This is a genomic window from Streptomyces sp. NPDC000983, from assembly GCF_040299205.1.
In the GTDB taxonomy this organism is placed as follows: Bacteria; Actinomycetota; Actinomycetes; order Streptomycetales; family Streptomycetaceae; genus Streptomyces.
The window spans coordinates 40,589-53,456 of sequence record NZ_JBEPBM010000016.1 but is presented as its reverse complement, the minus strand read 5'-3'; the positions used below and the strand labels follow the sequence as shown (position 1 = coordinate 53,456).

15 protein-coding genes are annotated in these 12,868 nt (G+C 71.7%); 8 read left to right on the top strand and 7 right to left on the bottom strand.

The annotated features are described in order from the left end of the window. Positions 1-32: 32 nt before the first annotated feature. Positions 33-755: a DNA alkylation repair protein gene (locus ABT296_RS19870; RefSeq protein WP_351929021.1), complete on the bottom strand. Its 723-nt coding sequence runs from the start codon at positions 753-755 to the stop codon at positions 33-35. Between the two features lie 49 nt (positions 756-804). Between ABT296_RS19870 and ABT296_RS19865 the strand changes: the two genes are divergently transcribed. Beyond that, complete coding sequence (locus ABT296_RS19865; RefSeq protein ID WP_351929019.1) at positions 805-1,563, top strand: TVP38/TMEM64 family protein; 759 nt, start codon at positions 805-807, stop codon at positions 1,561-1,563. A 23-nt stretch (positions 1,564-1,586) separates the two neighbouring features. On the opposite strand, the gene ABT296_RS19860 is transcribed toward ABT296_RS19865, so the two are convergent. Further along, positions 1,587-2,756 carry a thiolase family protein gene (locus ABT296_RS19860; RefSeq protein WP_351929017.1) on the bottom strand — a complete coding sequence of 390 codons (1,170 nt, stop codon included), beginning with the start codon at positions 2,754-2,756 and terminating at the stop codon, positions 1,587-1,589. 94 nt (positions 2,757-2,850) lie between these two features. On the opposite strand from ABT296_RS19860, the gene ABT296_RS19855 reads away from it, so the two are divergent. From ABT296_RS19855 to lnt, 5 genes are all read left to right on the top strand, one after another. Further along, on the top strand, positions 2,851-3,324 hold the full coding sequence (locus ABT296_RS19855; RefSeq protein ID WP_351929016.1) for a winged helix-turn-helix transcriptional regulator: 474 nt from the start codon (positions 2,851-2,853) through the stop codon (positions 3,322-3,324). 141 nt (positions 3,325-3,465) lie between these two features. Continuing rightward, positions 3,466-4,341: an undecaprenyl-diphosphate phosphatase gene (locus tag ABT296_RS19850; protein ID WP_351929014.1), complete on the top strand. Its 876-nt coding sequence runs from the start codon at positions 3,466-3,468 to the stop codon at positions 4,339-4,341. Positions 4,342-4,433: 92 nt separating this feature from the next. Continuing rightward, positions 4,434-4,616: a hypothetical protein gene (locus ABT296_RS19845; RefSeq protein WP_351929012.1), complete on the top strand. Its 183-nt coding sequence runs from the start codon at positions 4,434-4,436 to the stop codon at positions 4,614-4,616. Between the two features lie 67 nt (positions 4,617-4,683). Continuing rightward, entirely contained in the window at positions 4,684-5,151 is a 468-nt protein-coding gene (locus ABT296_RS19840; RefSeq protein ID WP_351929010.1) for a nuclear transport factor 2 family protein, read from the top strand. A 79-nt stretch (positions 5,152-5,230) separates the two neighbouring features. Then, positions 5,231-6,805, top strand: a complete 1,575-nt coding sequence (gene lnt, locus ABT296_RS19835; protein WP_351929008.1) for an apolipoprotein N-acyltransferase — start codon at positions 5,231-5,233, stop codon at positions 6,803-6,805. Here the strand turns inward: lnt and ABT296_RS19830 are convergent. Beyond that, complete coding sequence (locus ABT296_RS19830; protein ID WP_351929006.1) at positions 6,729-7,634, bottom strand: Gfo/Idh/MocA family protein; 906 nt, start codon at positions 7,632-7,634, stop codon at positions 6,729-6,731. The genes lnt and ABT296_RS19830 overlap by 77 nt on opposite strands. Before the next feature lie 131 nt (positions 7,635-7,765). On the opposite strand from ABT296_RS19830, the gene ABT296_RS19825 reads away from it, so the two are divergent. Then, positions 7,766-8,275 carry a DinB family protein gene (locus ABT296_RS19825; RefSeq protein ID WP_351929004.1) on the top strand — a complete coding sequence of 170 codons (510 nt, stop codon included), beginning with the start codon at positions 7,766-7,768 and terminating at the stop codon, positions 8,273-8,275. Between the two features lie 112 nt (positions 8,276-8,387). Next, a complete protein-coding gene (locus tag ABT296_RS19820) occupies positions 8,388-8,879 on the top strand; it encodes a hypothetical protein (RefSeq protein WP_351929002.1) in 492 nt (163 codons plus the stop codon). Between the two features lies 1 nt (position 8,880). Here the strand turns inward: ABT296_RS19820 and ABT296_RS19815 are convergent, their stop codons facing one another. The 4 genes from ABT296_RS19815 to ABT296_RS19800 all read right to left on the bottom strand — a co-directional run bounded on the left by ABT296_RS19815 (position 8,881) and on the right by ABT296_RS19800 (position 12,863). Next, positions 8,881-9,396: a hypothetical protein gene (locus ABT296_RS19815; RefSeq protein ID WP_351929000.1), complete on the bottom strand. Its 516-nt coding sequence runs from the start codon at positions 9,394-9,396 to the stop codon at positions 8,881-8,883. A gap of 105 nt (positions 9,397-9,501) precedes the next feature. Further along, positions 9,502-10,185, bottom strand: a complete 684-nt coding sequence (gene ung / locus ABT296_RS19810) for a uracil-DNA glycosylase (protein ID WP_351928998.1) — start codon at positions 10,183-10,185, stop codon at positions 9,502-9,504. Between the two features lie 105 nt (positions 10,186-10,290). Further along, positions 10,291-11,874 carry an ABC transporter substrate-binding protein gene (locus ABT296_RS19805; RefSeq protein ID WP_351928996.1) on the bottom strand — a complete coding sequence of 528 codons (1,584 nt, stop codon included), beginning with the start codon at positions 11,872-11,874 and terminating at the stop codon, positions 10,291-10,293. Positions 11,875-12,104: 230 nt separating this feature from the next. Continuing rightward, positions 12,105-12,863 carry an SDR family oxidoreductase gene (locus tag ABT296_RS19800; protein WP_351928994.1) on the bottom strand — a complete coding sequence of 253 codons (759 nt, stop codon included), beginning with the start codon at positions 12,861-12,863 and terminating at the stop codon, positions 12,105-12,107. Between the last annotated feature and the right edge of the window lie 5 nt (positions 12,864-12,868).

Here is a 12,868-nt window from a genome sequence, read left to right as displayed (position 1 = left end):
AGTTCGGCAGGCCGGTGCGGCCGGGGGCGCTCTCAGGCGCCGATGTTCTTCAGCGCCTCCCGCACCGACAGCGGCGCGAGCCGCCCCTTCTCCCGCGCGACGAAGTCCCGGACTGCCCGGGGGTCGGTCTTGGCGTACTCGCGCAGGGCCCAGCCGATCGCCTTGCGGACGAAGAAGTCGGGGTGGGCGGCCTGGGCCGAGCAGTAGGCGAAGAGCCGGTCGGCGTCGGTGCGCTCCTTGTGACGCAGTTGGTGGAGGAGGGCGGTGCGGACGATCCACAGGTCGTCGTCGGTGCTCCAGGCGTCCATGGCGGTACGCAGTCGCGGATCGGCGGCGACGAGCGCGCCGACGACATGGGCGGCGAGCAGGTCCACGGTGTCCCACCAGGGGACGGTGGAGACCAGGTGCCGGGTGACGGGCAGGAAGGCGGAAGAGCAGCGTCCGGCGTGCCGGCGCAGGTAGTCCACGGCGAAGTACTGGTACTCGCGTTCGGGAAGCCGCCAGCAGCGCAGCGCGACGGCGGCGCAGTCCGCCTCGTCCGGCCGGGGAAGGCCCTGAAGGACCGGCCGGGACAGGGACCGGCGCACGGGGGTGGTGAGGCCGAGGAAGGGCGCCACGTCCTTCATGTACGCGCGCATGGCCACGGCCCGCTCGGGGTCGGCGGCGGGGCCGTAGGCGGCGGTGAGGCGGCGCAGCACGGTGTCGGCGAGGGCGCTGTCGGGGACGTCCGGGGTTTCCCCGCCTGTCACGCTCATGAGACGAACCATACGGCGATCACACACATATGTCGGTTAGTGTCACCGGATGCTCGATGCCCACACCCGCTCTGGGGGCACCGCCCTGGCCGCCGCTCCCCCGGCCGCCGCTGAGCTCACCGTCGCCCTGCCCGTGCCGTTCGCCGCGCGCTGTTCGAGAGCGCTGCTGTCGCCCTGGTCGCGGCTGTCCCTGCTGCTGGTCCTGCTGGTCTCGGCCGCGGTCTGCGTGCTGCTGTTCGAACCGCAGCGGCTGCTGGCGGACGGCTGGCCGCCCCAGCTGGGCGGCGCCGCCGCGACGCTGGTGTTCGCCGTGGCGTACGGGCTGTGCACGGTGGCGTTCGTGCCGCGGCCGCTGCTCAACCTCGCCGCGGGCGCGCTCTTCGGCTCCCAGTTCGGTCTGGCGGCGGCGCTCGCGGGGACCGTGCTCGGGGCCGGGCTCGCCTTCGGGCTGGGCCGGATCCTCGGGCAGGAGGCGCTGCGCCCGCTGCTGCGGGGCCGCTGGCTGAAGGCGGCGGACGGACAGCTCTCCCGGCACGGCTTCCGCTCGATGCTGGCGGTGCGGCTCTTCCCGGGGGTGCCGTTCTGGGCGGCGAACTACTGCGCCGCCGTCTCCCGTATGGGCTACGCGCCGTTCCTGCTGGCGACGGCGCTCGGTTCGATCCCGAACACCGCCGCCTACGTGGTGGCCGGCGCCCGCGCCTCGACACCGACGTCACCGGCCTTCCTGATCGCGCTGGCCTGTATCGCGGTGCCCGCGCTGGCGGGCGTGGTGGTGGCCTGGCGCAAGCGGCACCACCTGCGGGGCTGAACCGCGCCCCCGCGAGCGCCGGACTACAGGCTCTCCACGATCATCGCGTTGGCCAGCCCGCCCGCCTCGCACATGGTCTGCAGGCCGTAGCGGGCGCCCCTCGCGCGCATCGCGTGGACCAGGGTCGCCGTCAGGCGGGTTCCGCTGGCGCCCAGCGGATGGCCGAGCGCGATGGCGCCGCCGTGCACGTTGACCTTCGCCAGGTCCGCCCCGGTCTCCTGCTGCCAGGCCAGGACGACGCTGGAGAACGCCTCGTTGACCTCGAACAGGTCGATGTCGTCGAGGCCGAGCCCCGAGCGGCGCAGCACCTTCTCGGTGGCCGGGACGACTCCGGTGAGCATCAGCAGCGGGTCGGAGCCGGTGACGGCGAAGCCGTGCAGCCGGGCGAGGGGGCGCAGGCCCAGCCGGGCGGCGGTGTCGGCGGAGGCGATGAGCACGGCGGAGGCGCCGTCGTTGACGGGGCTGGCGTTGCCGGCGGTGATGTTCCACTCGATCTGCGGGAAGCGCTCGGCGAAGCCGGGGTCGTGGTAGGCGGACCTGAGCCCGGCGAGGACCTCGGTGGTGCTGCCGGGGCGTACGCACTCGTCCCGGGCGACGCCGTCCAGGGGCGCGACCTCGGCGTCGAACAGGCCCTGTTCCCAGGCCGCGGCGGCCTTGCGGTGTGAGGAGACGGCGAAGTCGTCCATCCGCTCGCGGGTGAGGGACCACTTGGCGGCGATGAGTTCGGCGCTGATGCCCTGCGGGACCAGGCCCTCGGGGTAGCGCGCGGCGACGCCGGGGCCGAAGGGGTCGGCGCCGGGCGGCACGTTGGACCACATCGGCACCCGGCTCATGGACTCCACGCCGCAGGCCACGACGAGGTCGTAGGCGCCGGCCATGACGCCCTGCGCGGCGAAGTGCACGGCCTGCTGGGAGGAGCCGCACTGGCGGTCCACGGTGGTGGCCGGGACCGACTCGGGGAAGCCTGCCGACAGGGCCGCGTACCGGGTGGTGTTCATGGCCTGCTCGCCGACCTGGTCGACGGTGCCGCCGATGACGTCGTCGATCAGTGCCGGGTCGACGCCGGTGCGTTCGACCAGGGCGCGCAGGGTGTGGGCGAGGAGTTCCACGGGGTGGACGTGGGCGAGGGCGCCACCGGGCCTGCCCTTGCCGATCGGGGTGCGTACGGCTTCGACGATCACTGCGTCTCGCATGGTGCGGGCCTCCACAGCTACCGGTCAGTAGGAAATTCCAACTCACCATAGCTCCGCAAGTTGGAAAAACAAACCCTCTCCTAGACTTGGCGCCATGACCGCCGCGAAGGACCCCCGCCCCTGCTCCATCGCCGACGCCCTGGCCCTGGTCGGCGAGAAGTACTCCCTGCTGGTCCTGCGCGAGGTCTGCCTCGGCAACGGCCGCTTCGACCAGCTGGTGCGCAACATCGGGGCACCGCGCGACGTCCTGGCGACCCGGCTGCGCCGCCTCGTGGACGCCGGGATCCTGACCAAGCGCCTCTACAGCGAGCGGCCGCAGCGCTTCGAGTACCGGCCCACCCGCGCCGGCCTGGAACTGGAACCGGTCCTGATGACCCTGATGGCGTGGGGCGACCGCCATCTGCGCGGCACAGCGGAACGCCCGATGATCGTCGAGCACAGGTGCGGCCAGGCGCTCGAACCGGTCGTCACCTGCGCCGCCTGCGGCGAGCCGGTCCGGCACGAGGACCTCACCGCGCACCCGCAGACGCCGGGCTGGACGCTGTCGGGGCCGACGGCCGCGGCCTGAGCGGGCCCATCCCGCGAAACCCCTGTGCCATGGCCGGAGTCGAGGGACGCTACGCTGCCCTCGACACTGTGATCACCGGGCCTCGTGGGCGCGGTGCACCCGTTCGCGCCAACCCGATCACCACTTGGACGTCGTAACTTCATGTCTTGGTTTGAATCCCTCATCCTCGGACTCGTCCAGGGGCTGACCGAGTTCCTCCCCGTGTCCTCCAGCGCCCACCTGCGGCTCACCGCGGCGTTCTCCGGCTGGGAGGACCCGGGTGCGGCCTTCACCGCGATCACCCAGATCGGCACCGAGGCAGCCGTGCTGATCTACTTCCGCAAGGACATCGGGCGGATCGTCCTCGCCTGGACCAAGTCACTGACCGACAAGGCGATGCGGCGCGACCACGACGCACAGATGGGCTGGCTGGTGATCGTTGGCTCGATCCCGATCGGCGTCCTCGGCCTGACGCTGAAGGACCAGATCGAGGGCCCCTTCCGCGACCTGCGGATCACCGCGACGATGCTGATCGTCGTCGGCATCGTCATCGGTGTCGCCGACCGGCTCGCGGCCCGCGACGAGACCGGCGGCCGGCACCGCGCGGCCAAGCAGCGCAAGGACCTCAAGAGCCTCAACGTCAAGGACGGCCTGATCTTCGGCCTGTGCCAGTCCGCGGCCCTGATCCCCGGTGTCTCCCGCTCCGGCGCCACCATCAGCGGCGGCCTGTTCATGGGCTACCAGCGCGAGGCGGCGGCCCGTTACTCCTTCCTCCTCGCGATCCCCGCGGTGCTCGCCTCCGGCCTGTTCGAGCTCAAGGACGCGATGGAGGGCGGCCATGTCACCTGGGGTCCGACGATCTTCGCGACCGTCATCGCCTTCGCGACCGGCTACGCGGTCATCGCCTGGTTCATGAAGTACATCTCCACCAAGAGCTTCATGCCGTTCGTCTGGTACCGCATCGCCCTCGGCATCGTGATCATCGTGCTGGTCGCCACCGGCAAGCTGAGCCCCGACGCCGGTGAGCCCGCGCACTGACCGCGTGCGCCGGAGCGCCCGTGACCGAGGACATACAGGATGCGTAGCCATTCGGTAGCGCAGTGTCAGTGCTTGCCCCTAGGCTGGCCCGCATGTCCCCGGATTACTTAACCCGTGGTTCCCTGCGCTCGGCCGCCGAGGTGAACGAGCAGATCCGCGCGCTGTGGGTGCGCGCGGGCGGCACCCTGTCCGCCCAGGAACGCGCGGAGTACGAACTGCTGGTCGTCGAGTGGGCGGCCGCCATCCGCCGCGCCGTCGTGGTCGAGGCCGCCTAGAGCCTCGGGATCAAGGAAGTCCCGCACGCCTCTTGGCGTCGACCGCCGCATGCCCAACACTGAGCCGATGACGCAGCGTGTGGAGCTCGCGACCGTGATGGACCGGCTGGCCGTCGACGGGCTGATCACCGAGTACGCGGTGGCGGTCGACGACGGCGACTGGGAGGCGTACCGCGGGCTGTTCGCCCCCGCGGGCCGCGCGGACTACCGCTCGGCGGGCGGCATCGAGGGCGAGGCCCGGCAGGTGGCCGACTGGCTGGCCGAGAGCATGCGGCTCTTCCCGATGCGCCAGCATCTGATCGTCAACCGCCGGATCAGCTTCGGGATTCTGGAGCAGGACACCGGGGACACCGCCCGCGTCCGGGCCGACTACGTCAACCCGATGCGCATGGCCCCCGACGGCACCGCCCCCGACTTCGTCTGCGGTGGCCGCTACGACTTCGCCCTGACCCGCACCCACGACGGCTGGCGCCTCGGCGAGGTCGTCGTCAGGGAGAAGTGGCGGCGGCTGCCCGAACCGGCCACGACACGATAGGCGGCCGATCCCGGGCGCTCTGTTGCCCGAACGATCTCAGCGCGCACACTGGAGGCACCAAGGGGCAGGGAGGCGGCGCATGCAGAGGTTCGGCCACTGGCTTCACACCCCGTGGCGGCGATCGCTGACCACGGCGGCGGCCGGAGCACTGCCCGTCCTCGCCTTCCCGGCCCCCTCCCTGTGGTGGTTCGCCTACGCCGCCCTCGTCCCCTGGATGCTGCTGCTGCGCACCTCCCCCACCCCCCGCCGGGCGCTGTACGACGGCTGGTGCGGCGGCTTCGGCTTCATGCTCGCCATGCACCACTGGCTGCTGCCGAACCTGCACGTCTTCACCTTCGTCATCGCCGCCCTGCTGGGCGCACTGTGGGCGCCGTGGGGCCTGCTGGTCCGGCACTTCCTCGCCGGTGAACCCGGCGCCGGCCGGGTCGCGGCCGCGCTGGTGGTACTGCCCTCGGGCTGGCTGATGGTGGAACTGGTCCGCTCCTGGGAGGCGCTCGGCGGGCCCTGGGGGATGCTCGGCGCCTCCCAGTGGCAGGTGGAACCGGCGCTGCGGCTGGCCTCGGCCGGCGGGGTCTGGCTGCTCAGCTTCCTGGTGGTGGCCCTCAACGTCGCCGTCACCGTGCTGGTCGCGGTCCGCCGGTCCCGGGTCCCCGCGGTGGCCGGTCTGATCGCCACCGCCACCGTCACCTCCGCCGCCTGGGCCTGGACCCCGCGCCCGGAGAACACCGGGCGCACCCGGATCGCCGTGGTGCAGCCGGGGGTGGTCAAGGGCGCCGACAGCCCCGACCGGCGCTTCGCGGTGGAGGAGCGCCTCACCCGTGAACTCGCCGGCCGGGACGTGGACCTGGTCGTGTGGGGCGAGAGCAGTGTCGGCTTCGACCTCGGCAGCCGCCCGGACCTGGCGGGGCGACTGGCGGAGCTGGTCCGGGAGACGGGCGCCCGCGTCCTGGTCAACGTCGACGCCCGGCGCTCCGACCGGCCCGGGATCTACAAGAGTTCGGTGCTGGTCGGGCCGGACGGGCTGACCGGGGCGCGCTACGACAAGATGCGGCTCGTCCCCTTCGGCGAGTACGTGCCGGCCCGGTCGCTGCTCGGCTGGGCCACCTCGGTCGGCGAGGCGGCCGGCGAGGACCGACGGCGCGGGACCGAGCAGGTCCTGATGGACGCCGGCGGAGGGCTGCGGGTGGGCCCGATGGTCTGCTTCGAGTCGGCGTTCCCCGACATGAGCCGCCACCTCGCCGCCGACGGCGCCCAGGTGCTCGTCGCCCAGTCGGCGACGTCGACGTTCCAGCAGAGCTGGGCCCCCGAGCAGCACGCCTCGCTCGCCGCGCTGCGCGCCGCGGAGACCGGCCGCCCGATGGTGCACGCCACCCTCACCGGCGTGTCCGCCGTCCACGACGCCCGTGGACACCGCGTCGGCTCCTGGCTCGGCACCGATGCCAGCACCGCACAGGTCTACGACGTACCGCTCGCCCGCGGCACCACGCTCTACGTCCGGTTCGGGGACTGGCCCCTGCTGATGGCGCTGCTGGTGCTCGCCGCCTGGTGCACGGGCGAGGGGGTGCGCGGCCGCCGGGTCAGGCGGCCCGGTCCTGAACCGCTCGTACCACCCGCTCGCACAGTTCATGGGTCGCCAGCGCGTCCCGGGCGCTGAGCACCTTCCCGGCGCGCACGGCGTCCAGGAACGCCAGCACGGCCTGCTCGATGCCCCGCTGGCGGGCCACCGGCACCCAGTCCCCGCGACGGCGCACCGTCGGCTGGCCCTTGTGGTCGACGACCTCGGCCAGGTTGATCACCTGCCGCTTGGTGTCCTGGCCGGACACCTCCAGGATCTCCTCGGCCGAACCGCTGAGCCGGTTCATCACCCCGAGCGCGGTGAAGCCGTCACCGGCGAGCTGGAGCACCACATGGTGGAGCAGCCCGCCCTCGGTGCGGGCCCGCACGGTCACGTCGTCCACCGGCCCCGGCACCAGGAACCGCAGGGTGTCCACGACATGGATGAAGTCGTCGAGGATCATCGCGCGCGGCTCCTCCGGGAGCCCCACCCGGTTCTTCTGCATGAGGATCAGCTCGCGCGGATGGTCGGCGCACTGCGCGTACCCGGGGGCGTGGCGCCGGTTGAAGCCGACCGCGAGGCTCACCCCGCGCTGTTCGGCGAGCTCCACCAGCCCCTCGGACTCGGCGAGTTCGTACGCCAGCGGCTTGTCGACGTAGGTCGGCACGCCCGCCTGGAGGAGCCGCGTCACGATCACCGGGTGGACGTCGGTGGGGGCGTGCACGAAGGCCGCGTCGAGGCCGGCGGCGAGCAGGGAGTCCAGGGAGGTGTGCCGCTGCCCGGCGGGGACGCGCAGCGTGTCGCCGACCCGCTCCAGGGTGGCGGGGGTGCGGGTCTGGAGGTGGAGTTCGACCCCGGGCAGCTGGCCGAGAACGGGCAGGTAGGCCTTCTGCGCGATGTCGCCGAGTCCGATGCAGCCGACCTTCACTGGTGCTCCCTGAGATGTGTCCGAGCTGACACGACCGAAGCATACGGCGGCCGTGGGAGGGAGGCTTGGGGCGGCCCGGGGCCGGTGGAAAACCGATGGTGGGTGTCGGGGAATCCAACGAGGATGCGGGGATGACGACCGAACGCCGTGAACCCTCCCTGACCGCCGACGAGCGCACGATGCTGGACGGCTGGCTCGACTACCACCGGGACACCCTCGCCCACAAGTGCGAGGGCCTGACCGAGGCCCAGCTGCGGACCGCGTCCGTGGAGCCGTCCGAGCTGACCCTGCTGGGGCTGGTGCGGCACATGGCGGAGGTGGAGCGGTTCTGGTTCCACGAGATCCTCCTCGGCGAGGACCTGGGAGTGCTCTACTCCTCGGAGGAGGACCGGGACGGCGACTTCCACTTCTCCGACTCGGACACCTGGCAGGAGGCGCGGCAGACCTGGGGGAACGAGATCGCCCGGGCCCGCCGCAACAGCGCCGGCCTCGGCCTGGACGAGCTGTCCAAGGGCACCAGCCGGTCCGGCGAATCCTTCAACCTGCGCTGGATCTACACCCACATGATCGAGGAGTACGCCCGCCACAACGGCCACGCCGATCTGCTGCGCGAGCGCATCGACGGGGCCACCGGGGACTGACGTCACCCTCGGCGGGCGCGCGGCCTCCTTACGGGGGCCGAGATCACCCGTGCGGGGCATCCTGCGCCCGTCCGCTGTTCCGGGAGCGGCCGCAACCAGCAGAGTTGCGCGGGTGCATCGAACGACGACCACCGCGACCCTCCTGGTCACCGTCGCCCTCTCGGCCCTCTCGGGCTGTGTGACGGTCCAGCGCCCGCCCGTGTCGGCACCCGTGCCCACGTCGGACCGGCCGTCCACGCCGCTGCCGGGCGCCCGCTCGGGGCCGCAGACCGTGCAGGCGCCGGCGCTGGAGGCCCTGGAACTCATCGGCCCGCCGCGCCGCCCGGACCGGCGGCCGACGCTGACGCGGCGGCCGGCCGAGCCGTCGGTGGCGCCGGGGACCCCGCGGGTACGGCCGCCGGTGCCGCCCGCCCGTCCGCGTCCGGCCCGCCCCGAGCCGCGGCGCCCCGAGCACACCCTCCCCCGGCGCCCCGGGGTCGAGGTGTCCGACATCGCGGAGTCGGTGCGCGAGAGCACCGACGTCTGCGCGCTGGGCAGGAAGTACGGCGGCTGGCGCGGGGACAGCCCGGAGGCCCGCCTCTGCGAGCAGACGTACGGTCGCTGAGTCAGACGCGCTGCCCGGGAGGGCCCCAGTCGTCCGAGGGGTCGCCGTCCCCCAGCCGCAGCTCCAGTCGGCTGATGGCCGCCCGTACGCCGTCCCCGTAACTGTCCTCGGCGAGTGTCCGCGAGGCGGTGCGGGCCCGGCGCAGATGGGTCCGGGCGGCGTCGGGGCGGTCGAGCTTCACGTAGTCGGCGGCGAGGTTCAGATGCAGCGAGGGGTAGAGCGCCCGCACCGCCGGCGCCCCCTCGTGCGCGGCGAGCCGGTCCCCGGTCAGCTCCTCCGCCGCCGTCAACGCCCTGAGGTCCCAGGCGAGTTCGTCGGCGGGCTCGTCCTGGGTGTCGGCGAGGTAGTGGGCGAGGGTGCAGCGGTGCAGGGCGTCGCCGTCCTCGCCGATCTCGGACCACAGGGCGAGGAAGCGGTGCCGGGCCTCCTCCCGGTCCCCCGCGTGATGCAACATCACGACCTGCCCGATCCGTGTCATCACGGCGTCCGGCGCCGTACGCTCCTGTCGCTCCGCCACCGCGTCCTCCACACCTCACCGGCCCTGGTCGCCCCCGACGCTAACCGCAGGCCGCGGCATTCCGGGCGAGGCGGGGCCGACCCGGCAGGGCGGCCCCGCACCCGGTCAGCCCAGGCTGGGCAGCCGCCAGTCGATCGGTTCGTGGCCCTGCGCCGCGACCGCCTCGTTGATCTGGGTGAAGGGACGGGACCCGAAGAACTTCTTCGCCGACAGCGGCGAGGGGTGGGCGCCCTTGACGACCACGTGCCGGCTCTCGTCGATCAGCGGGAGCTTCTTCTGCGCGTAGTTGCCCCACAGCACGAACACCGCCGGGTCGGGCCGGCCGGCCACCGCGCGGATCACCGCGTCGGTGAACTTCTCCCAGCCCTTGCCCTTGTGGGAGTTGGCCTCCGAGGCGCGGACCGTGAGGACCGCGTTGAGCAGCAGGACGCCCTGCCGGGCCCACGGCATCAGATAGCCGTTGTCGGGCACCGGCAGCTCCAGCTCCTGCTCCATCTCCTTGTAGATGTTGCGCAGCGAGGGCGGGGTCTTCACGCCGGGCCGGACGGAGAAGCACAGACCGTGCCCCTGGCCCTCGCCGTGGTAGGGGTCCTGGCCGAGGACCAGGACCTTGACCTGGTCGAAGGGCGTCGCGTCGAGCGCCGCGAAGACCTCGTCGCGCGGAGGGTAGACGGGACCCTTCGCTCGCTCCTCCTCGACGAACTCCGTCAGCTCCTTGAAGTAGGGCTGCTGCAGTTCGTCGCCCAGAACCCCGCGCCAGGACTCGGGCAGCATGGCGATGTCGGTCACGTCAACTTCCTTCGGTGTGCGGTCACTACGACGTGCGTCGCTTCCTGACCACAGAACCTACCGGCGACCACTGACAACGCGCGGCGCCTGCCCCGAACCCGCCTGCTACCAGCTGGTCTTGCGGTAGAGCGAGCCCATCGTCATGATCGTCGACGGGTCGAGCGCCCGTTCCGCGCCGGAGATCTCGTTGCTGGCGGCGACGTACTGCCGGCCCTGCCACAGCGGGATCAGCCGCGCGTCCCTGAGCAGGTACTTCTGGGCCTCCTCGAACTCCTTCTCCACCGCGGCCCGGTCGCTCTCCTGGCGCGAGCGGGGCAGCAGGTCCCCGGTGATCTCGGGGGCCGGGTAGGGCGTGCCGAGGGCGTTCTGCTCGCCGACGAAGGGCGCGATGAAGTTGTCGGCGTCGGGGAAGTCGGGGGACCAGCCGCGGCCGAACACCGGGTACTCGCCCTTCTGGTAGCCGGAGACGTAGGTCTTCCAGGGGCGGCTCTTGAGGGTGACCTCGAAGAGGCCGGACTCGTCCAGCTGGTTCTTGATCTCCTCGAACTCCGCCTTGGTCTCGGAGCCGTAGCGGTCGGTGGTGTACCAGAGCTGGAGCGGCACCGGCTCGGTGATGCCGTCCTCGGAGAGCATCTGGCGGGCCTTGGAGGTGCTGGGCTGGCCGAAGTCGTCGAAGAAGCCGGTGGTGTGGCCGGTCAGGCCCTTGGGGACCATGGAGTACAGCGGCTCCACGGTGTCCTTGTAGACCTTGTGCGCGATGGCGGGCCGGTCCAGGACCTGGGCGACGGCCTTGCGGACGGAGGGCTTCGCGGCCCACGGGTCCTTGGGGTTGAAGACCAGGTAGCTGATCTGGGTGCTGACGCTCTCGACGACCTGGAACTCCTTCTGCGCCTCGTGCGTCTGGAGGTCGAGGATGTCGTCGGCGGCGATACCGCGGAAGGCGACGTCCAGTTCGTGCTTGCGCAGGGCGTCGACCATCTCGCCGGAGTCCTGGAAGTAGCGGATGGTCACGGCGCCGTTCTTGCGCTCCGCGTACCCGTCGTAGCTGTCGTTGCGGGCGAGTTCGGCCTTCGTGCCGTCCTCGTACGACTTCAGCGTGTAGGGCCCGGAGCCGACGATCCCGTCTCCCTCGCGGAGCTTGTCCGCGGGGTAGCTCTCCGGGTCGACGATCGACATGGCGGGCGTGGCCAGCACGAACGGGAAGGTGGCGTCCGGCTTGTTGAGGTGGAAGACGACCTCGCGGTCGCCCAGCGCCTGGACCCGTTCGAGGCTGCCCAGCAGACCGGCGGGACCGCCGTTGACGTTGATGTCCCGGATGCGGTCGATGGAGTACTTGACGGCCTGCGCGTCCAGCGCGCCGCCGTTGGAGAACTCCAGGCCCTCGCGCAGTTCGCAGCGGTACGCCGTGTTCGAGGTGTCGGTGAACGCGCAGCTCTCGGCCGCGTCGGGCTCGGGCACCGTGGCGCCGGCCGGGTAGCTCAGCAACGTCTGGTAGATGTTGCGGAACAGTTCCCAGGAACTGTCCCAGGAGGCGGCGGGATCCAGCGTGCTGGGCGCACTGGTGGTCCCGACGACGATCGGCCCCTCGTCCTCGGAAGAATCAGACGAGAGAACTCCGCATCCGGTCATCAGGGACGATATGGACGCGATGGCCGCCACCTGCCGCAGGCATCGGTTCCGGTTGAACACGCGCACGCTCCTCGATCTGCCATACCAAGGGTCGGCAGACCATACCGCAGAGCATCACCACTTGAACCGGCTTGTCACAAGGCATCTTGATCGATAAACCTTTGACTACGTTGTCAACGTCCTGTGAACTTATGAGTTTTGGACGTTTCGCTCAGCTCTGTACAGAGATCGGTACGGAAAAGGGCCCGCGCCTCCGCGGAAGGAGCGGAGACACGGGCCCGTCGCGGCCGTCAGCCGACGCCGGCGTTGAGGAAGATGCCTCCGTCGACGACGAGGGTCTGACCGGTCACCCAGTCCGACTGCTCGGAGGTGAGGAACGCGGCGGCGCCCCCGATGTCGGAGGGCACGCCGAGGCGGGCCAGCGGGTAGGAGGCGGCCGCCTCCGCTTCCCGGCCCTCGTAGAGCGCCTGGGCGAACTTGGTCTTCACCACGGCCGGGGCGATGGCGTTGACCCGCACCTTGGGCGCGAACTCGTGCGCCAGCTGCTGGGTCAGGTTGATCAGCGCGGCCTTGCTGACGCCGTAGGCGGCGATGAAGGGCGAGGGCGCGATGCCCGCCACGGAGGCGATGTTGACGATCGCGCCGCCGTTGTCCTTCTGCCAGGCGTGCCAGGTCTTCTGCGCGAAGCCCAGTGCCGAGATCACGTTGGTCTCGAACACCTTGCGGGCCACCCCCAGGTCCAGGTCCGCGATGGGCCCGAACACCGGGTTGGTGCCGGCGTTGTTGACCAGGAAGTCCACGCGGCCGAAGGCCTCCATGGTGCGCTCGACGGCGACGGCCTGGTGGGCCTCGTCGTGCGCCTTGCCGGCGATGTGGATCGCGCGGTCGGAGCCGAGCCGCTCGACGGCCTCCTTGAGGGAGTCCTCGTTGCGGCCCGTGATGGCGACCCGGTCGCCGCGCGCGACGAGCGCCTCGGCAACGCCGTAGCCGATGCCGCGGCTGCCGCCCGTGACCAGGGCGACCTTGCCGGAGAGTGCTGCTGAAGTCATGTGTC

Excerpts from the sequence above, each read along its gene's own strand:
- ABT296_RS19825 (WP_351929004.1), top strand. The coding sequence starts at position 7,766 with ATGACGACCGAACGCCGTGAACCCTCCCTGACCGCCGACGAGCGCACG.
- ABT296_RS19860 (WP_351929017.1), bottom strand. The coding sequence starts at position 2,756 with ATGCGAGACGCAGTGATCGTCGAAGCCGTACGCACCCCGATCGGCAAG.
- ABT296_RS19850 (WP_351929014.1), top strand. The coding sequence starts at position 3,466 with ATGTCTTGGTTTGAATCCCTCATCCTCGGACTCGTCCAGGGGCTGACC.
- ABT296_RS19845 (WP_351929012.1), top strand. The coding sequence starts at position 4,434 with ATGTCCCCGGATTACTTAACCCGTGGTTCCCTGCGCTCGGCCGCCGAG.
- lnt (WP_351929008.1), top strand. The coding sequence starts at position 5,231 with ATGCAGAGGTTCGGCCACTGGCTTCACACCCCGTGGCGGCGATCGCTG.
- ABT296_RS19800 (WP_351928994.1), bottom strand. The coding sequence starts at position 12,863 with ATGACTTCAGCAGCACTCTCCGGCAAGGTCGCCCTGGTCACGGGCGGC.
- ABT296_RS19870 (WP_351929021.1), bottom strand. The coding sequence starts at position 755 with ATGAGCGTGACAGGCGGGGAAACCCCGGACGTCCCCGACAGCGCCCTC.
- ABT296_RS19865 (WP_351929019.1), top strand. The coding sequence starts at position 805 with ATGCTCGATGCCCACACCCGCTCTGGGGGCACCGCCCTGGCCGCCGCT.
- ABT296_RS19855 (WP_351929016.1), top strand. The coding sequence starts at position 2,851 with ATGACCGCCGCGAAGGACCCCCGCCCCTGCTCCATCGCCGACGCCCTG.
- ABT296_RS19840 (WP_351929010.1), top strand. The coding sequence starts at position 4,684 with ATGACGCAGCGTGTGGAGCTCGCGACCGTGATGGACCGGCTGGCCGTC.